Source organism: Lentibacillus cibarius (genome assembly GCF_005887555.1).
Taxonomy (GTDB): Bacteria; Bacillota; Bacilli; order Bacillales; family Amphibacillaceae; genus Lentibacillus; species Lentibacillus cibarius.
The window spans coordinates 3195983-3214988 of the sequence record NZ_VCIA01000001.1; the positions used below are offsets into that span (position 1 = coordinate 3195983).

At 46.0% G+C, this 19006-nt stretch carries 17 protein-coding genes and 2 rRNA genes; 13 read left to right on the top strand and 6 right to left on the bottom strand.

Annotated elements, in window-relative coordinates:
* The first annotated feature begins 151 nt into the window (after positions 1–151).
* The 3 genes from FFL34_RS15675 (at position 152) to FFL34_RS15685 (ending at position 4284) form a co-directional block, all read left to right on the top strand.
* Positions 152–3070, top strand: a 23S ribosomal RNA gene (locus FFL34_RS15675).
* 97 nt (positions 3071–3167) lie between these two features.
* A 5S ribosomal RNA gene (gene rrf / locus FFL34_RS15680) occupies positions 3168–3283 on the top strand.
* A 566-nt stretch (positions 3284–3849) separates the two neighbouring features.
* Complete coding sequence (locus tag FFL34_RS15685) at positions 3850–4284, top strand: GNAT family N-acetyltransferase (RefSeq protein WP_138604264.1); 435 nt, start codon at positions 3850–3852, stop codon at positions 4282–4284.
* 151 nt (positions 4285–4435) lie between these two features.
* Here the strand turns inward: FFL34_RS15685 and FFL34_RS15690 are convergent, their stop codons facing one another.
* Positions 4436–4888: an Hsp20/alpha crystallin family protein gene (locus tag FFL34_RS15690; protein ID WP_171046413.1), complete on the bottom strand. Its 453-nt coding sequence runs from the start codon at positions 4886–4888 to the stop codon at positions 4436–4438.
* A 671-nt stretch (positions 4889–5559) separates the two neighbouring features.
* On the opposite strand from FFL34_RS15690, the gene FFL34_RS15695 reads away from it, so the two are divergent.
* The 5 genes from FFL34_RS15695 to FFL34_RS15715 all read left to right on the top strand — a co-directional run bounded on the left by FFL34_RS15695 (position 5560) and on the right by FFL34_RS15715 (position 12004).
* On the top strand, positions 5560–6726 hold the full coding sequence (locus FFL34_RS15695) for a hypothetical protein (protein WP_138604266.1): 1167 nt from the start codon (positions 5560–5562) through the stop codon (positions 6724–6726).
* A 14-nt stretch (positions 6727–6740) separates the two neighbouring features.
* A complete protein-coding gene (locus FFL34_RS15700) occupies positions 6741–7985 on the top strand; it encodes a metal-dependent hydrolase family protein (protein ID WP_138604267.1) in 1245 nt (414 codons plus the stop codon).
* Positions 7986–8063: 78 nt separating this feature from the next.
* Positions 8064–9344 (top strand): M20 family metallo-hydrolase, encoded by a 1281-nt coding sequence (locus FFL34_RS15705; protein WP_138604776.1) that lies wholly within the window; start codon positions 8064–8066, stop codon positions 9342–9344.
* Positions 9345–9656: 312 nt separating this feature from the next.
* Positions 9657–10526 carry a TetR/AcrR family transcriptional regulator gene (locus tag FFL34_RS15710; RefSeq protein ID WP_138604268.1) on the top strand — a complete coding sequence of 290 codons (870 nt, stop codon included), beginning with the start codon at positions 9657–9659 and terminating at the stop codon, positions 10524–10526.
* A gap of 2 nt (positions 10527–10528) precedes the next feature.
* Positions 10529–12004, top strand: coding sequence for an MDR family MFS transporter (locus FFL34_RS15715; protein ID WP_138604269.1), 1476 nt, complete (start codon positions 10529–10531; stop codon positions 12002–12004).
* A 78-nt stretch (positions 12005–12082) separates the two neighbouring features.
* On the opposite strand, the gene FFL34_RS15720 is transcribed toward FFL34_RS15715, so the two are convergent.
* The 3 genes from FFL34_RS15720 to FFL34_RS15730 are packed head-to-tail and all read right to left on the bottom strand — an operon-like array spanning position 12083 to position 12598.
* Positions 12083–12301, bottom strand: coding sequence for a YjcZ family sporulation protein (locus FFL34_RS15720; protein WP_138604270.1), 219 nt, complete (start codon positions 12299–12301; stop codon positions 12083–12085).
* A gap of 36 nt (positions 12302–12337) precedes the next feature.
* Positions 12338–12442 (bottom strand): YjcZ family sporulation protein, encoded by a 105-nt coding sequence (locus FFL34_RS15725; protein WP_138604271.1) that lies wholly within the window; start codon positions 12440–12442, stop codon positions 12338–12340.
* A gap of 54 nt (positions 12443–12496) precedes the next feature.
* The gene (locus FFL34_RS15730) at positions 12497–12598 is read right to left on the bottom strand and encodes a YjcZ family sporulation protein (protein ID WP_138604272.1); all 102 of its coding nucleotides are present in this window, start codon (positions 12596–12598) and stop codon (positions 12497–12499) included.
* A gap of 228 nt (positions 12599–12826) precedes the next feature.
* Here FFL34_RS15730 and FFL34_RS18475 point away from each other — a divergent pair, with 228 nt between their 5' ends.
* Entirely contained in the window at positions 12827–13117 is a 291-nt protein-coding gene (locus FFL34_RS18475; protein WP_176961138.1) for a hypothetical protein, read from the top strand.
* A gap of 210 nt (positions 13118–13327) precedes the next feature.
* Here FFL34_RS18475 and FFL34_RS15740 read toward each other — a convergent pair whose 3' ends face one another.
* Positions 13328–14119, bottom strand: coding sequence for a DUF2268 domain-containing putative Zn-dependent protease (locus FFL34_RS15740; RefSeq protein WP_138604273.1), 792 nt, complete (start codon positions 14117–14119; stop codon positions 13328–13330).
* A gap of 630 nt (positions 14120–14749) precedes the next feature.
* Between FFL34_RS15740 and fdhD the strand changes: the two genes are divergently transcribed.
* The 4 genes from fdhD to dacB all read left to right on the top strand — a co-directional run bounded on the left by fdhD (position 14750) and on the right by dacB (position 17877).
* Positions 14750–15553, top strand: a complete 804-nt coding sequence (gene fdhD, locus FFL34_RS15745) for a formate dehydrogenase accessory sulfurtransferase FdhD (RefSeq protein ID WP_138604274.1) — start codon at positions 14750–14752, stop codon at positions 15551–15553.
* Positions 15554–15684: 131 nt separating this feature from the next.
* The gene (locus tag FFL34_RS15750) at positions 15685–15798 is read left to right on the top strand and encodes a YjcZ family sporulation protein (protein WP_138604275.1); all 114 of its coding nucleotides are present in this window, start codon (positions 15685–15687) and stop codon (positions 15796–15798) included.
* 195 nt (positions 15799–15993) lie between these two features.
* On the top strand, positions 15994–16236 hold the full coding sequence (locus FFL34_RS15755; protein WP_138604276.1) for a stage VI sporulation protein F: 243 nt from the start codon (positions 15994–15996) through the stop codon (positions 16234–16236).
* A gap of 177 nt (positions 16237–16413) precedes the next feature.
* Positions 16414–17877 (top strand): D-alanyl-D-alanine carboxypeptidase/D-alanyl-D-alanine endopeptidase, encoded by a 1464-nt coding sequence (gene dacB, locus FFL34_RS15760; RefSeq protein WP_138604277.1) that lies wholly within the window; start codon positions 16414–16416, stop codon positions 17875–17877.
* An 822-nt stretch (positions 17878–18699) separates the two neighbouring features.
* Here dacB and FFL34_RS15765 read toward each other — a convergent pair.
* Positions 18700–18978: a hypothetical protein gene (locus FFL34_RS15765; RefSeq protein WP_138604278.1), complete on the bottom strand. Its 279-nt coding sequence runs from the start codon at positions 18976–18978 to the stop codon at positions 18700–18702.
* Positions 18979–19006: the final 28 nt, after the last annotated feature.

Consider the following 19006-nt stretch of genomic DNA (forward strand, 5'->3'; position numbering starts at 1 on the left):
TTGGTTCAGTTTTGAGGGAGTGAACCCTCATTGTAGCCCACCATATATGGTGGCGTTATTTGCACCTTGAAAACTAAATAAGAGTAAAGTATTCAACGACATCAAACAAAAAGCGTAAGCGACTGTTTATAGGAGCTGAAGCTGGATTAATAGTTAAGTGATTAAGGGCGCACGGTGAATGCCTTGGCACTGGGAGCCGATGAAGGACGGGACTAACACCGATATGCCTCGGGGAGTTGTAAGCAAACTGTGATCCGGGGATTTCCGAATGGGGGAACCCGCTGTCCGTAATGGGATAGTATGCGTATCTAAATACATAGGATACGCAAGGCAAACCCGGGGAACTGAAACATCTCAGTACCCGGAGGAAGAGAAAGCAAACGCGATTTCCTGAGTAGCGGCGAGCGAAACGGAATCAGCCCAAACCGAAAAGCTTGCTTTTCGGGGTTGTAGGACACTCCATCGGAGTTATCAAGAAACTGCTTAGACGAAATGGTCTGGAATGGCCGGCCAAAGAAGGTAAGAGCCCTGTAGTCGAAAGGCAGTTTCCTCCGGAGTGGATCCTGAGTACGGCGGAACACGAGAAATTCCGTCGGAATCCGGGAGGACCATCTCCCAAGGCTAAATACTACCCAGTGACCGATAGTGAACCAGTACCGTGAGGGAAAGGTGAAAAGCACCCCGGAAGGGGAGTGAAATAGAACCTGAAACCGTGTGCCTACAAGTAGTCGGAGCCCATTTATGGGTGACGGCGTACCTTTTGTAGAATGGACCGGCGAGTTGCGTTCGTATGCAAGGTTAAGTGGAAGACACGGAGCCGCAGCGAAAGCGAGTCTGAACAGGGCGATGAAGTATACGGGCGCAGACCCGAAACCGTGTGATCTACCCATGTCCAGGGTGAAGGTCAGGTAACACTGACAGGAGGCCCGAACCCACGTATGTTGAAAAATGCGGGGATGAGGTGTGGGTAGGGGTGAAATGCCAATCGAACACGGAGATAGCTGGTTCTCTCCGAAATAGCTTTAGGGCTAGCCTCAAGGTATACGTTCTGGAGGTAGAGCACTGATTGGACGAGGGGCCCTTATCGGGTTACCGAATTCAGTCAAACTCCGAATGCCAGCAACGTGAAACCTTGGGAGTCAGACTATGGGTGATAAGGTTCATAGTCGAAAGGGAAACAGCCCGGACCGCCAGCTAAGGTCCCTAAGTATACGTTAAGTGGAAAAGGATGTGGCGTTGCCCAGACAACCAGTATGTTGGCTTAGAAGCAGCCATCATTTAAAGAGTGCGTAATAGCTCACTGGTCGAGTGACGCTGCGCCGAAAATGTACCGGGGCTAAACGTATCACCGAAGCTGCGGATTGTTCTTACGAACAATGGTAGGAGAGCGTTCCAGGTGCTGTGAAGTCAGACCGTGAGGACTGGTGGAGCGCCTGGAAGTGAGAATGCCGGTATGAGTAGCGAAAAAAGAGTGAGAATCTCTTTCACCGAATGCCTAAGGATTCCTGAGGAAGGCTCGTCCGCTCAGGGTTAGTCGGGACCTAAGCCGAGGCCGAAAGGCGTAGGCGATGGATAACAGGCAGATATTCCTGTACCACCTCGTGAGCGTTTGAACGATGGGGGGACGCAGCAGGATATGGAAAGCGCACCATTGGAAGTGTGCGTCCAAGCAGTGAGGAAGTTGGGCAGGCAAATCCGTCCAATAATTCCAAGCTGTGATGGGGAGGTCAATTGTGACCGAAGTTCCAGATTCCACACTGCCAAGAAAAGCCTCTAGTGAGTTCACAGGTGCCCGTACCGCAAACCGACACAGGTAGGCGCGGAGAATATCCGAAGGTGATCGGGAGAACTCTCGTTAAGGAACTCGGCAAAATGACCCCGTAACCTAGGGAGAAGGGGTGCTCAGGCTGAGTCTGAGCCGCAGTGAATAGGCCCAAGCGACTGTTTACCAAAAACACAGGTCTCTGCGAAGCCGAAAGGCGAAGTATAGGGGCTGACACCTGCCCGGTGCTGGAAGGTTAAGGGGATGCGTTAGCCTTCGGGCGAAGCGTTGAACCGAAGCCCCAGTAAACGGCGGCCGTAACTATAACGGTCCTAAGGTAGCGAAATTCCTTGTCGGGTAAGTTCCGACCCGCACGAAAGGTGCAACGACTTGGGCACTGTCTCAACGAGAGACCCGGTGAAATTATACTATGCGTGAAGATGCGCATTACCCGCGACAGGACGGAAAGACCCCGTGGAGCTTTACTGCACCTTGATATTGAATGTTGGTACAGCTTGTACAGGATAGGTGGGAGCCGTCGAAGCGTGAGCGCTAGCTTACGCGGAGGCACCCGTGGGATACCACCCTGGCTGTACGAACATTCTAACCCAGGGCCGTTATCCGGCCCGGAGACAGTTTCAGGCAGGCAGTTTGACTGGGGCGGTCACCTCCCAAAAAGTAACGGAGGCGCCCAAAGGTTCCCTCAGAATGGTTGGAAATCATTCATGGCGTGTAAAGGCACAAGGGAGCTTGACTGCGAGACCTACAAGTCGAGCAGGGACGAAAGTCGGGCTTAGTGATCCGGTGGTTCCGCATGGAAGGGCCATCGCTCAACGGATAAAAGCTACCCCGGGGATAACAGGCTTATCTCCCCCAAGAGTTCACATCGACGGGGAGGTTTGGCACCTCGATGTCGGCTCATCGCATCCTGGGGCTGTAGTCGGTCCCAAGGGTTGGGCTGTTCGCCCATTAAAGCGGTACGCGAGCTGGGTTCAGAACGTCGTGAGACAGTTCGGTCCCTATCCGTCGTGGGCGCTGGAAGTTTGAGAGGAGCTGTCCTTAGTACGAGAGGACCGGGATGGACACACCGCTGGTGTACCAGTTGTTCCGCCAGGAGCACAGCTGGGTAGCTACGTGTGGTAAGGATAAGTGCTGAAAGCATCTAAGCATGAAGCCCCCCTCAAGATGAAACTTCCCATCACTTCGAGTGAGTAAGATCCCTCAGAGACGATGAGGTGGATAGGTCCGAGGTGGAAGCGTGGTGACACGTGAAGCTGACGGATACTAATCGATCGAGGACTTAACTACTACTATGGTCGTTGAATCACACTCTTATTTAGTTTTTAGGGTGTAAATTTCAAATTCACCCTTGATTTTTTCAAAAAAAACCATTCATAATTTTGAGTCTGGTGGCGATGGCGGAGAGGACACACCTGTTCCCATGCCGAACACAGCAGTTTAGCTCTCCAGCGCCGATGGTAGTTGGGGCCTTGCCCCTGCAAGCGTAGGACGCTGCCAGGCAAAAGAAAAGCCAATGTACGAAAATATTCGTACATTGGCTTTTTTCTTTTATAATATTGTACCGGACGATTAGTGTTACTTTTTACTTGAGCAATAATCACCGGATGGAATGTAATCCCGTTAGGAACAACAAAGTTACGCGACTCAGGCTGAAACTCGCGCGGCCCAAGCCCAAACTCGCGTGAAAACCAGAAAAGTCGCGCGACCCGGCTCGAAACTCGCGCGAGCCGGTTTCCTTTTTGTGATTCATTCGTGTAACGTACCGGGTAATCCCTCATAAAATAGAAAACAGGCAGCAATCGGAGGGGTGGCGATGTCACGCATTAACGAACCTGTTATACCTCCATCTCTAAACGTGAGTAAACCAACAACGTGGAGGTGGGGGTTAAACAGCTCTGCCGGTAATACCGTGACTTTTCCGTGCTTATCGGCAATAGCACATACTATGTGTGTCTAGACTAATTTCGTCAGTCCTGTGATAATGTTTGCACTAGCACGTGTGTACGTCGACACTTCCACTGATTGAAGTTTCACTTTATACGTTTCTTTATCGGGAGGTGAACTGAGTGGGCATCAGAAAGGCTGGTCCGGATGACTTAAAGATGATATATGAGCATGCGCATAATGTCAGGAATGAAGCAGTGTCAGGAGGTATTAGCCCGGATGAAGTTGAACCAGTCACGCCATCTGATATTATAGATGGTGGGGGATATTACTTGGTCTTTGATGATGAGCAAGGTATGAAGGGCTGGATTGGTGTTGGAAGGATCATCAATCATAAAGCAGGTTGGATAACCGGTATCATCCCGGAAGTTTTTGTGTTTCCGTTATATCGAAGTCAAGGTATTGGGCGACAACTTTGTGAGGCGGCATGCAGACAGCTGAAACGTGAAGGCTGTAAAAAGGTGCAACTCAATGTGTTTAAAGGTAATCATGCGAAAGAACTCTATGAAAAATTGGGATTTTATGAGGTTTCTTCATTGATGGAAAAGTATTTGTAGCTTTTACTTAACGACTGTGGAAAAAAGCCGGCAATTCAGCATTACTGGATTACCGGCTTTTTTTGCAGTTACTAAAATTGTGTTCAATTGCGTCTAAATATCCAGATAGCAGTCTGTATCGGTTTCATCGACGCACTGTGGCATACTTGGTTCATTCATCGATATTTATATATTTTCTTCGGTTATCGATTTTAGGGATGGTTACCTTCAATTCACCATCATGAAAGGAAGCGTTGGTTTCATTTTTTGGGATTTCGAATGGCAATGTAATCGTGCGGTCCATTTGCTGATGAGTTTGCTGCTTGTATTGGCTGCCCTTTTTATGGTCAATCGCATCCTTTTCGGTATTGTTTTGGACGATAATTCGTAATTGGTTTCCAAATGTCTCTAGCTGGATCTGATTTCGTTTATAGCCTTGTAAGTTTGCTTTCACGATTATTTCGGAGTCATTTTCGTCCACGTCAATCCAAAATGGCCGGAATCCAAAGAGTGGGTTCATCTGCTTGAATGATTGGTTGAAAAAAGTATCCATTCGTTGCATAAAATCTCTAAAGGGGGACATGTCGACATCAAACGGTCTTGGTTTGTTGTTATTGTTATTCAATATTTCTCCTCCTTTCAATAATGTGTTCATACTTAAAATATGCAAGCATTTGCAAATAGTAATGGGCAATCGGCCAGTAGTAGTATGATTATTTAACCATATACAATAGTCGTGTTCCCACGCCATACATTGCACTATCTGAATCAGCTGACGGCAAATCGTTCTGATTCAACAGGTCCTTATCATTTTTATCACGCATTAACGTGCAGTCACACCTTCCCCTCTAAACGTGCGAGCCAGAAACGTTAAGGTGGGATAAACAGCTCTGCAGGTAATACCGCGACATCTCCGTGCTTATTGGCACTAGCATGTCCTGCGCGTCTGCAGGCTAAATTCGTCACGTCCTGTGACAACGCCGCATTAGCACGTCCCAGTGGACACTCTCACTAATTGAACTCTCACTCACTTCACCTCCCTTTAACAGGCAAGCAGCTTCCACCTTATAAAATTTTCATTCAATGAAATAACGATTGTAAACGATTACATATATCGATTTTAGAAAACGCTTTCTCTATTGACATAACAATGTTGACTGCGTTTGTATCTCTTTTCTTTTGGAAAAAGTCACTTAACTATAAATAATGCCACTTAACAAAAAAGTCTAAAAATAATATGGACATTCGACAAAAATCGTGATACTATTTGATTATATTTTCGAGGAGGGGAACATCATGATAAGCAATCCACTAATTGCCACTGTACTTGTTTTTGCCCTAATCGCATTGGGGGAATGGATTTCCATTATCTCAAGGGCGAGAGTTCCAATGCTACTTACTGCAATGATTGGATTTCTGGTTTTGTCATGGACCGGCATTTTTCCTGAGGATATTCTGGAAAAGTCGACATTCGCAGCACTTGGGAGCATTTTGATTGGTCCAGCTATTCTTCATATGGGCACGATGATTCCCTTGTCGATTCTGAAGAGTCAATATAAAGCGGTGTTGATTGCCTTAGGTGGGGTAGTTAGTTCTGGTGTGCTGGTTTTAACCATTGTTCCACTGGTGTTTGATTATCCGACAGCTGTTGCCGGAGTAGGACCTATCAGTGGCGGGGTGATTGCATTGATTGTCACTTCTGAAGGGTTGAAAGAAATTGGACTGGCTGCAACTGTTGTTATACCTGCACTGATAGTTGCCTTCCAAGGCGTCATGGGAATGCCGCTGGCGCTAAATTTTATGCGACGATATGCCAGAAAAATGATTCAACAAATCGATGATGAATCGTTTATTCCCGTCGGTGATGTGGATGAGATTGCTGCAACGACCGAAAGAGGAAAAAAGTCAGCAATCCAATCCAGCGCAACATTAAAGCTGTTTTTTGTATTTGTTGGTGCAGCGGTTGGTGTTGCACTTGGGGAATTAACACCGATTCATTATAGTCTCTGGTGCCTGGGTATCGGAATCACCGGTTTAAAACTGGGCTTGTTTGAAGCAAAAGCACTGGAACGTTCAAATTCATTCACGATAACAATGATTGGCATTATATTTGTTGTTATTGGCACAATGGCTGACGTTACACCACAACAAGTGCTGGCTAATTTGCCGGCGATTATATTAGTTCTCATTCTTGGTACGGCAGGTATCACGATTGGGGGTTATCTCGTTTCTAAACTTGTTAAATGGCACCCGTATAAAGGTATGCCGGTAGCATTGACGGCATTGTTCGGGTTTCCAGGTGATTATATTCTTTGTGATGAGGTTAGCAGAAGTGTTGCCAGAAATGAACAGGAAGAGAAAACTATTTTCAATGAATTGCTGGCACCGATGCTGATTGGCGGTTTTACAACGGTAACGATTGCATCTGTCGTTGTAGCCGGAATTTTAATTAACACACTTTAAGGAGGAACTTAACGATGACAAAACAATTAATTAAAAATGGAACACTGATTGATGGAAATGGCGGTAAACCGCAGTCCGATGCAGTTGTCGTCACTGATGGCAACCGTATCGTTTATGCGGGGCCGGCAAATGGGTATACAGCCACAGGTGAGGAAACAGTCATTGATGCACAAGGCGGAACTATATTGCCTGGGCTCATCGATTCGCACGTGCATATGATGATGGAGTATACACCGATTTCGGAAAAACTAACAACGCCTTTTTCATTCATGTATTATCAAGCGCAGCAATACATGCAGGCGACACTAAACGCAGGCATTACCACGGTCCGGGATGCCCTTGGTACGGATCGTGGCGTGAAAAAAGCCGTTAATGATGGACTAGTGCCCGGTCCGCGTATGCAACTGAGCATCAATGCATTGACGACAACCGGCGGACATGGTGATGGTTATCAGGTTTCGGGCGATGTGATGGATATTCTGCCGTCCGGATATCGCGGCATGCCTGATGGACGCTGTGACGGTGTGGAAGAAGTCCGCAAGAAGACACGTGAAATGCTCAGAGCCGGTGCGGAGGTCATTAAAGTTCATGCAACTGGTGGTGTGTTGAGTCCTACAGACCATCCGGAATTCACGCAATTTTCCCAGCGTGAACTGGAAGTGATTGTGGAAGAAGGACAGTTCCGCAAAGGTGTGAAAGTGATGGCGCATGCACAAGGAGCAGAAGGAATCAAAAATGCTGTACGGGCAGGCATCCATTCGATTGAGCATGGTATTTTCCTCGATGATGAAGCGATTGCCCTGATGATTGAAAATGGAACTTATCTCGTCCCGACATTGCTCGCACCAGTAGCAGTATTGGAATCTGCCGATGAAAAAGGAATGCCGCAAACCGCTGTTGAAAAGTCCAAAGAAGTCATCGAACAACATAAAGAAAGTATCGCTAAAGCATATAAAGCCGGTGTCAAAATTGCCATGGGAACCGACGCCGGGGTGATGAAGCATGGTACCAATTTGCGCGAACTTGGTTTAATGGCGGATATCGGCATGTCCCCAATGGAAACGATTGTAGCGTCAACCAAAACGGCTGCTGCATGTCTTGGCTGGGACGAGCATGTCGGCACACTTGAGGCAGGCAAGTTAGCTGATGTCGTTGTTGTCCAAGGCAACCCGCTTGAAGATATTCATTCGCTTGCAAATAATGATACGATCCAAGTGGTTATGAAGGATGGAAAAGTCGAAAAAGACACACTAGCCTAAACTATACTAATCATTTGTAACTATGTTATCATCTTTAATAGATGACAATCGATTTCAAGGGAGAGAAGTAGCGTGGGAATGTTATATGACCAACTAATAGCGGGATTGGACACTGTTCATAACACAGATGGTATTTCTGGTGAACGGTTGGCGGAGCGGTTTGATGCGCTATCCGAAATCGGGCTGACGGAGGATAATGGCTCGAATCGTCCGGGCTTTTCCAAAGAAGAGAAGGCAGCAAAAGAATTAATAGCTACGTGGATGCGTGAAGCTGGACTGGACGTGAGCGAAGACGGTGCAGGTAACATCTTCGGCCGAATGGCTGGTAAACAGGATGACCTCCCGGCTGTTGTGAGTGGCTCGCATGTGGATAGTGTGCCAAATGGCGGGCATTTTGATGGCGTATTAGGTGTCCTTGCCGCCCTGGAGGTAGCCCAAGCATGGAAACAAACTGGCTACCAGCCGGAAAAACCGTATGAAGTTGCTGTGTTTACCGATGAAGAAGGTGCCAGGTTTAATGGCGGATTGCTAGGCAGTGAGGCAGTTGCCGGCAAGGGAGATGTACAAGAAAAATTAAAACTTATCGATCAGGACGGCATGACATTCACAGAGGTGCTGGCGGATGTCGGTCTTACCGTTGACGGCTATACGGCAGCCGAGCGTGACGCGGACGAAATAGAAATGCTTGTTGAAGTGCATATCGAACAAGGAAAACGCCTTGAACAACAAAATCTGCCGTGCGGTATTGTCACCGGTATTGCCGGACCGTGCTGGATGGAATTTACGTTTACCGGGGAAGCGGGACACGCCGGAAATACACCGATGACGGACCGCAAAGATGCGCTTGCTGCAGCAGGTGCATTTGCAGCAGAAGTGCCGAAACTTCCGAAAACGGTCAGTGATTCTGCGGTTGCAACCATTGGTAAATTGGATGTTCACCCCAATGGTGTCAATGTCATCCCTGGCAGTGTCACGCTTTACGTGGATATTCGGGATATTTACGCAGAAACGCGTGATGCACTGGTTGACAAGGTTCTGGATCTGGCTGAACAGACCGCAGCGAGTCATCAAATCAAAGTGGAACACGTGGAGAAAATGCGTGTCGCCCCGGTACCGATTGATGAGGAAAAACAGGAGCTGCTTGCGGCATCCTTCCGCGAGAAAAATATAGAACCATACCGGCTTCCAAGTGGTGCAGGTCATGATGCGATGATTATTGGTGACAAATGGCCTGTCGCGATGCTGTTTACCCGGAGTAAAGACGGCATCAGCCATAACCCGGATGAATGGTCTGAGTTGAACGACTGTGTGCAGACGGTACATGTACTGAAAGATTTTTTGGAGAAAGTTCAGCAATAACTCCATACGAAATGAAACATACGAATGCTTGGGCTAACACTGTGTAGCGCCCAAGCATTTTTGTGTGGCGTTTTTCTAATACGAGTTGGGCTGGCGCAGTTGAACAACTTGACAGATCTAAATGACAGGCGGATTCATTTTATAAATCTACTAGTTGCATCATTCGTGATTCAATGCTATTATGTTTTGGTGACTTTTTATTTACTATATGTAAACTACCGGTCATAAAATGAGGTCCCCCTGGTCTCATCTCATGAGTTTGAAGTGGGGGCTTACTGTTAGTTACATGAGGGCTAAAAGGAGAGGCTTTTCATGGCACAACGGCACAAGGATTTGTTGAATGCAGCGGTACGATTGTTTCAGCAGCATGGTTTTCACGCGACCTCAATAGAGGATATCACTCGTTCGTGCGGTATATCAAAAGGTGCGTTTTATAAGCATTTTGATTCCAAAGAGGCGATGATTCTGGAGCTACTGCAGCGCTATTATGATGAGATATTTACGGAAGCAGACCGTTATGCAGAAGCGCTCACACATGCACCGCTTTTGAAACTGAAGAAAAAAATCACCATAGAACTGGAAAAATCTATGGAATATCAATCGTTTTTATATGCGTTGATGACGGAATTTCCGCCACATGAAAAGGGAGCGATTCCTGAACTTTTAAACCGAATTTATCATGATCATCATAAGTGGCACGTCAACGCAATTCTGGAAGCGTTCGGATCTGATGCCAAAAAATATACTAAAGACTTGACCATTATGATGGAAGGAATTATCCATAGTTATATGATGGCCATCATTTGGCGCGGCGCGGACTTGTCACCGGAAAAATTGGGAGCATTCGTCGTAGATTGTCTCTATGTGATTGTTGCTAATCGTGAACAGTTGTTGCCTGTTATGCCTGTTTATTCGAATAGTAAACACCATCAGGAGACAATGTTAGCCGATATGAAACATGAATTGGATACTTTATGCTTGGAATTAAATAATAAAACGGAAAAAACGATTGCTGAGACAAAGGATATACAGGCGCTGGAGATGCTGATAGATGAGCTTGAACAGGGGTATCCGAGGGAATTTCTCATAGATGCATTACTTCAGCAGCTTTACCGCCGGCCTAATCTTAAAAACCGGCTCAGAAAGACATTAACGGCATGGGAAATGTGGAAAGGAGATTGAACATGAGTGAAACGGAAACTTCTTGGGATTTACCGCCCAAACAAAAAGGATTAATGATCGCTGCTTTATTGATAGGCGCTTTTATGGGAATTATTAATGAAACATTGCTGGCGACGGCACTTCCGTCGATTCAGGATGCATTTTCCATATCGCAGGCTAAAGTGCAGTGGATGACGACCGCATTTTTAATGACGAACGGTGTAATGATTCCAGTATCTGCGTTTTTAATTGACCGGTTTACTACACGGGGATTGTTTTTAACGGCAATTGGGCTATTTGGTGGGGGAACCGCTATAGCGGCTATTGCACCCGTTTATCCTGTTCTTTTGTTAGGACGGGTAGTACAGGCGGCTGGTTCCGGTATCATGCTTCCATTGCTGATGACCGTTTTATTGGCGGTCATCCCCGTTGAACGGCGCGGAACGGCAATGGGAATGATTGGGATCGTCATCGCTTTTGGTCCAGCAATCGGCCCGACACTATCCGGCTGGCTTCTGGAACATTACAACTGGCGGGCACTGTTTTTGACGGTATTGCCAATTGTAATTGTGACGATTACGATTGCGTTCCTATTCTTACGGAATGTGACTGATTTGCGTAAGCCTAAGATAGATGTCCTATCGATTATTCTGTCATCTGTCGGTTTCGGTCTGTTTCTGTACGGCTTCAGTATCGCTTCTGAAAAAGATTGGGGAAGTACGATTGTTCTCACGTCGATTATTATTGGTACGGCTGTCATAGGATTGTTTATTTGGCGTCAACTTGTTCTTCATACACCGATGCTTGAATTCCGCGTGTTTCAGTTCCGTATGTTTACCCTAGCAATCATTATAACGATGACAGTCCTTGTTTCACTGATTGGGGCGGAAACGTTGCTGCCGCTATTTATGCAGAACGTTCTCGACTTTTCACCATTAAAATCCGGGCTTATGCTCTTACCCGGTGCTGTTGTGATTGGAATTATGTCGCCGCTTACGGGTCGTCTGTTTGATAAATTTGGTGCGAAGTGGTTAGCGCTAATCGGACTTAGCATTGTATCGGCCACCACATTTATGTTTACCAGGCTGTCGCTTGATACATCGTTCACCTATCTTACAGTTATATACGCGATTCGTATGTTCGGCCTGTCCTTTACGCTGATGCCGGTTATGACATCGGCATTAAATCAGCTCCCGCCGAAATGGTATGCACACGGTTCAGCGATGGCGAATACGTTGCAGCAGATTTCAGCATCGATTGGAACGGCTATTCTTGTCACACTCGTCGCAATGGGGGCGAAAAGTTTTACACCCCAAGAAGCTGCTGCACCCGAACTGATTGAGCAGCAGGCACAGGTAACAGGCTTTGAGTGGGCCTTCATGGGCAGCACGGTGCTGTCAGCTATGGCCCTAGTACTTGCCTTGTTCCTTCATCCACCGAAAAAGGAAAAGGAAATTGTCCGTCAGATTCACGGAGAAACCCAGATGCGTGAAATCTGACACAATAAGATTGGATAAAAAGACTGCCGGCTACCCGGCAGTCTTTTCTTCCTAGAAATGCTGTTGGTAGGTGACTGATTAAAACCAAGCTGCACCAACAATGATAAGCAAAATGAACAGCACGACGATCAGTGCGAATCCGCCGCCTGCACCGTGGCAACCATAGCCGCCATAGCCACCCTGGCCATATCCGGCACCGGCGACAGGTCCGCCGTATCCACAGCCGTGGCCACCATAACCGGCACCTGCAACTGGTCCGCCGTATCCATATCCGCCGCATTTAGATCCAAAACCCATTTGAATTCCTCCTTAAAAATAGTGTGTTACTTTTATTTAATATCCGACGTAAGCAACGCCGACAATAATCAACAGAATGAAAAGGACTACGATCAGTGAGAAACCTCCACCGTAGCATGCTCCACCTGCATATTCGCTCATTCGAATACACCTCCATCAATGCTTCGTTTGTTACTGTTTTGTTTTTTTCTTGCTTTAATATCCGACGTAAGCAACGCCAACAATAATCAACAGAATAAATAGGACTACGATTAAGGAGAAACCTCCACCGTATCCTGCGCCGCCATATTCACTCATTCATAAACACCTCCATAATCGTTTGTTAACAATGTATGTATATAAATGCCGTTTGGTATGGGTTCATTCCCATATGGGCGAAAATTAGGCTCAGGCATCAACCCCTTACAATCTATATGCTATGGTGCTATCGAGAATCCGCGGCTTCCCTAATACAGTTATCCATTGCTTCATAAGTGTTCCAAACATAGGATGGTGTATGCTGCATATGAAGATGGAGGTGAAAGAATGTCAGCCAGTCATTTTTACGATGTATGCTGCAGGCACAAAGGAAAACCAGTCCGTATAAGAACGCGTGATGGATGCGTTCATAAAGGAACTATCCGTAATGTCGACAGGAATCAGGTATTTTTACAGCCGATGGGTCGTTCTGCCGGGTTAGGCGGCTTCGGTTACGGATTCTTTGGTCCGGGCTTTGGCGGCTATGGCTACGGTGGGTACGGATATGGCTATGGTGCTTACGGAATTGCATTAGGAGCTATTACTGCACTGGCACTCTTGCCATTTTTCTTCTGGTAACGAGTGGGAAAAGGTACAAATTGTTAAATGCTAAAGTTCACCATTTCATTCAATGAAACCATAAAAAGCAACTTGGCTTCTCAGGCCAAGTTGCCTATGAATCCTTATGATTTAACGCTTGGAAGCATAACCATAACGTCCAAACGCTTTTCGCAGGTCGCGGGAAAACAGCTGGCTTTCCTATATGCCCAATGATTCCTCCATTAAGGGTTATGGCTTATCAATTCCTTCAATCATTGTTTCCGGTTCAATGGTTAATAAATCGGCCGTCGTTGCGTTTGTGGCATCCATGTATTTCCGAACGATATAATAGCCAACACAATACCCGGTCATTTTTGGACAAAAACCGTGGCCATACAGTATTTCTTGATGAATGCGGCTGGATATAGGGGAGCTCTTATTTGGATATACGAATTGCCTCCATAGTTTCTCAAGATCTACATCAGTGTAGTACGCTGTCCAGTCAGCAGTATATGCGTTGCCGAGCCTTTCTCGGACGGCATTTTCTGCTACTCCCTCCAGTACAACCGTATCAAGCAGCTGGTAATCGTTTATGTTTTTTTTGTAGCTATTCAGCCGACAAATGTGGTTGTATTCATGGGTGAACAATGCTCGTATTTCATTTTCAGCGTTTTCCTCTGATATAAACAGAAAGAGTTTGTCTGGAAATGCCAGTCCGGATTTTCCGTTCTGATCCTGCCAAAGCTTACGGTTATATGGATCGGATGGAAAAATGAAAATAGGAACATCCGGTCCATTCCATAATTTTTTCAGTTCTTGTTCTTCTTTCCGTACAAGCCGCCAAATACCCAAATCACGAAGTTGGTCAATCCATTCATCGCCAAGCTTGGGTGGATGGCGGTACATACCGTGTGCTGACAGGTGCTGATGAATCTCGGAAGGGCGGACATCGTCATGAAATTGGGCTTTTAGTTTTTGACAAAGTTTGACTGGATTTTCACAGTAATCTAAAAGCCACTTATCGGTTCGAATGACAGTCATTGTTTGTGCTCCTCATTCCAATAGTTCATCCAATAACCTATGCGGTGATGTATGAGAATGTTACAAAGCTTTTCGTTCCATATAGACAAATACCTTTTCATTCATTTTTCCATTTGAATAAGATGTAATAAATAGGAATGAGGGAGGTGATTCTTACTATGTTTCCACAAAAGCCAAGACGTCCAATGCCGCCTCCGCATCCATTTATGGGTCGACCAAGACCACCAGTAGAGCAGCAGCCGGCTCCCATGAAACAACAATTGATCAATCAATTCCGTGATCAGAAGGAAACATTGATATTGACAAGATCACTAATACAGCACAGCAGGTTGGAAAGCTTTATAGTCAAGTAAGTCCTTTGTTTACGAAATTCATGAAGAAGTAAAGGAACACAGAAGCATTGTTCTAGTGTATTACTTCCGGCAGCCGCCATTGCTGCCGGAAGAAGTGGATATGCGTATGATTTGTCTTGAATAGCGATTATTGAAATGGCAGCGGATTCATGATAAAGTTAAATGACAGAATAAAGTGAATTAACAGAAGGGAATCTCTGCGCAACGTATTCGTGTAGAGCAGAGCAGCAGTATGTGCCAGGCACCGTGTAACCGAATAAAGTCAGAAGGTGATGACATGGGTAATACCAAAGACTATGCCTGGGAAGTGGTCCAATTTCATGGAACAGAATCCGCTGTCATGGATGATGAGATTGCCAGTGAATGGCCGCTTACGGTTATGTTGAACGGGGATGAGTTTGCAACGATGGTATGTTCCCCGACAGATTTAGACGATTTATTGATTGGATTTCTCGCCGCAGAAGGTATGATCCGCTCCTATGATGAGGTGATTAGCATATCCGTTGATGAATATAAAGGGTTTGCCTATATTACCGTCAGAAATGAGCTGGAAACGATGCACCAAGATCACTCCAAACGTTTTATAGGGTCATGTTGCGGGAAAAGCCGACAATTTTATTTAAAAAATGATGCTAAAACTGCCAAAACAGTGTACAGCAGCATTAGCATTTCCGTTGAGCAATGTTATGTATTGATGGAAGAATTGCAATGTCAATCGGAGCAATTCATGCGAACTGGCGGTGTTCATAATGCTGCGCTCGCCGAACCGGATGGTGTGTTTACCGTTCGGACGGATATCGGACGGCATAATGCGCTTGATAAAATTTACGGTCATATGTTGCGTAATCGGATCCCTGTCAAGAATAAGCTTATCGTCTTCAGTGGCCGATTGTCGTCTGAAGTAGTGCTGAAAATCGCTAAAATTGGTGCTGGTATTATTCTTTCCAAATCCGCACCGACAGACTTGGCGCTCCGTTTGGCTAATGATTTGCGACTTACCGTGATTGGGTTTGCCAGAGGTTCCAAGATGAACGTTTATACCCATCCACACCGGATTGTAGAAGCACAAAAGAATAACTAGTAAATAAAACCGGCATTCTGCTTTAGAATAGCCGGTTTTTTTCATGCGCACATTTTGCGCGACCGTGACATGCGCCTTGTCCCTTTTGATTTTACATACATAGGATAACGAAGAAAGGGGTGACAGTGTATATGAGTTACGCAGGCGGCTATGGAAACAATGGATTTGTATTGCTTGTTGTTCTGTTCATTCTGCTGATCATTGTCGGCAGCAGCTATGCAATGGGCGGCGGCTACGGTTATTAACAAGCCGCCATGAATCTTGAATCCCTTTGCATGAGTAAGCCTTCTCCATGCAGACGGAGAATATTAGCCAACTAATCCTACTGCTGCCGCTTTAATAGGCTGATAAATCTTCCTGATACAGAAGGTTTAGATGAGGTAATTAGCGGCATGCAGATTGATTTAAAGACAATAAGCGTTCATGAGGAGGTGGATGGAATGGACGATATGCTAAAAAAAGCGGAACAGAAGACAGGTGTCAACAGTAATGATATTAAAAAACTTGCCCAATCCGTAAATAGCATGGATTTAACCAATGAGAAAGATATACGCAGACTCGTCAAACAAGTAGCGAAAGTAGCAAACAAACCCGTTTCCAAGCGTACAGAAGATATGATTGTTGATACACTAACAAAGAAAAAAGGTAAAATTGATCCGTCAACGATTAAAAAAATGATGTAAATGAGACGCTATTAAAAAAGTCATCCATATGGGTGACTTTTTTTGTTCACAGATGTATATGATTTGGATAGGCTTATAACAAGGGAAAGCCAAAACCAACGCTTATTATTCGTGCAAAGGATTTTGCTGGTCCATGCCGAAATTATTAACACAGACAGCCTGAATGAGGTGATAGAAATGAAAGTAACATATCGATTTGGAATACTTCTTGTATGTCTAGCCATCGTTATCATAGGATCAGCCGCTATATCGAAATCAAAACAGGAGAGAGGGGAGCAACAAACCATGAAAGAGAAATTGGATCAGTTTATCAAAGAAGATTCGCAACTCAAGGGGGCAATCGCAGGTATTAGCGTACGGGATGCAACGACAGGTAAAAAAATTTACGATCATATGGGAGATGTTCGACTGCGGCCTGCTTCGAATATGAAACTGTTGACCGCGGCCGCAGCGCTTTCCGTACTTGGCGACGACTATACGTTCTCAACAAGCGTATTAGCAAGTGGTACGGTTAAAGATAATCAACTGAATGGGAATCTTTATTTGCAAGGAAAAGGGGACCCGACACTGTTGTCCGAGGATTTTGACACATTTGCCAAAAAAGTAAAGGCAAACGGAATTGATGTCATTGAAGGGGATATTGTCGGGGATGACACTAGGTATGATGACGTTCGTTTATCACCTGATTTGATATGGAGTGACGAGCATTGGTATTATGGTGCGCAAATTTCTGCACTGACTGCATCGCCTGATCGGGATTATGATGCTGGAACGGTTATTGTGGAGGTGCGCCCGCGCGATGTCGGGGAAAAGCCAGCCGTCACTGTTACCCCGGAGACGGAATACGTACAAGTGGAAAATACTGCGAAGACGGTTGCCGGCAAGGGCGAGGCAGATTTGACGCTGGAGCGGATACACGGTGAAAATACACTCACGGTAGAAGGGACAATTCCCAAGGATGCAGCCAATGTCAAGGAATGGATGGCTGTATGGGAACCGACTGGGTATGCGCTGGATTTATTCCGACAATCACTGAAAAAGCAGGGAATCACCTGGACCGGAGAGATGACAACCGGCGCTGCCCCAGCACAGGCGAAAACGTTATACGAGCATGAATCAATGCCACTTTCTGAACTGCTCGTGCCATTTATGAAGTTAAGCAACAACACGCATGCGGAAATGCTAGTAAAAGAAATGGGCAGGGTGGTTCATGGTGAAGGCAGCTGGGAAAAAGGATTGGAAGTAGTTGAGGAGGAAATGGACAAGCTCGGAATGAATACAGAAACTTGTTTAATTAGGGATGGATCAGGCATTTCCCATGTCAATCTACTCCCGCCGGACGAGATTTCAACGTTATTGTATAACGCTCAACATCAGGATTGGTTTGAAGCATATGTGCATGCACTGCCTGAAACCGGGAAGTCTGACCGGATGGCGGGCGGTACACTGAGATACCGGATGAAAGATCAAACTGTCCAGGCGAAAACCGGAACCATTTACGGTGTTAGTACACTTTCGGGATATGTCAAAACGAGTAGTGGAGACAAACTTATTTTTTCCATCATGCTCAATAATTTATTAGATGAAGAGGAAGGACCTGCTATAGAGGATAAGATAGTAGAAATGATTGCAAGTCAATAAGGTAGAAGTGAAATCGCCAGAGTTGGCCGTTTTAGTTATGTACAACGCGTGACTTTCATCATTCAATAGCTGCCTTTAAAATACGAACGATTAGGTGACCACTTCAGGCGGGCGCTTTCACTACTCCGGGTACCAGTCAGGTCGAGGCTTACTCATGAAAGCTTACTTTTTGCTAACGCCCTCTCAGGAGGGGGGCTCAAGACCCTTTCGCCTGGAGTCAAGTGTCGTTTTGGTCTCGAGAAGGGCACTCGAAACCTTTTCGGCCGTAATCAAGAGCTGTTTTGGTCTCGAGAAGGGCTGTCGAGACCTTTTCAGCCGTAAACAAGCTCCGTTTTGGTCTCGAGAAGGGCACTCGAGACCTTTTCAACCGTAAACAAGAGCCGTTTTGGTCTCGAGAAGGGCACTCAAGACCCTTTCGGCCGTAATCGAGAGTCGTTTTGGTCTCGAGAAGGGCACTCAAGACCTTTTCAGCCGTAAACAAGAGCCGTTTTGGTCTCGAGAAGGGCACTCGAGACCTTTTCAGCCGTAATCAAGCTCCGTTTTGGTCTCGAGAAAGCCTCTCGAAACCTTTTCGGCCGTAATCAAGAGCTGTATTGGTCTCGAGAAGGCTGCTCGAAACCTTTTCGGCCGTAAACAAGCTCCGTTTTCGCCTCGATACGGGCGCTCGATTCCCTTTTAGCAGTTTTCGAAGCTCCCCACCAATCTATGAAATTCATTCTCAGCCTCTAAATTTTCGGATAACTTGATTATAAAAAACTCGGCATCCGTTTAAGGCGAATGCCGAGTTTTTCTAATAGAGACACATACAAGTAGTACAGTTGTTTACTGCATATTATTATTTTGCTGTGCTTGCTGTGCCTGTTGTTGAGCTTGCTGCAGCTGCTGTTGAGCCTGCTGAACCTGAGGGTCTTGCTGTGCAGCGGCACCAGCTTGTGTCTGTGCATTTTGCAACTGCTGCTGTGCTTGCTGAACTTGCTGCTGCGCTTGCTGCAGCTGCTGCGGATCAGCACTAGCTTGAGCTTGCTGAACAGCTTGCTGTGCCTGCTGTGCTTGTTGTACTGCCTGTTGCAGTTGTTGTTGCTGTTGATTTTGTTGTGCCATTACAAATAACCTCCAACATTTAAATTTT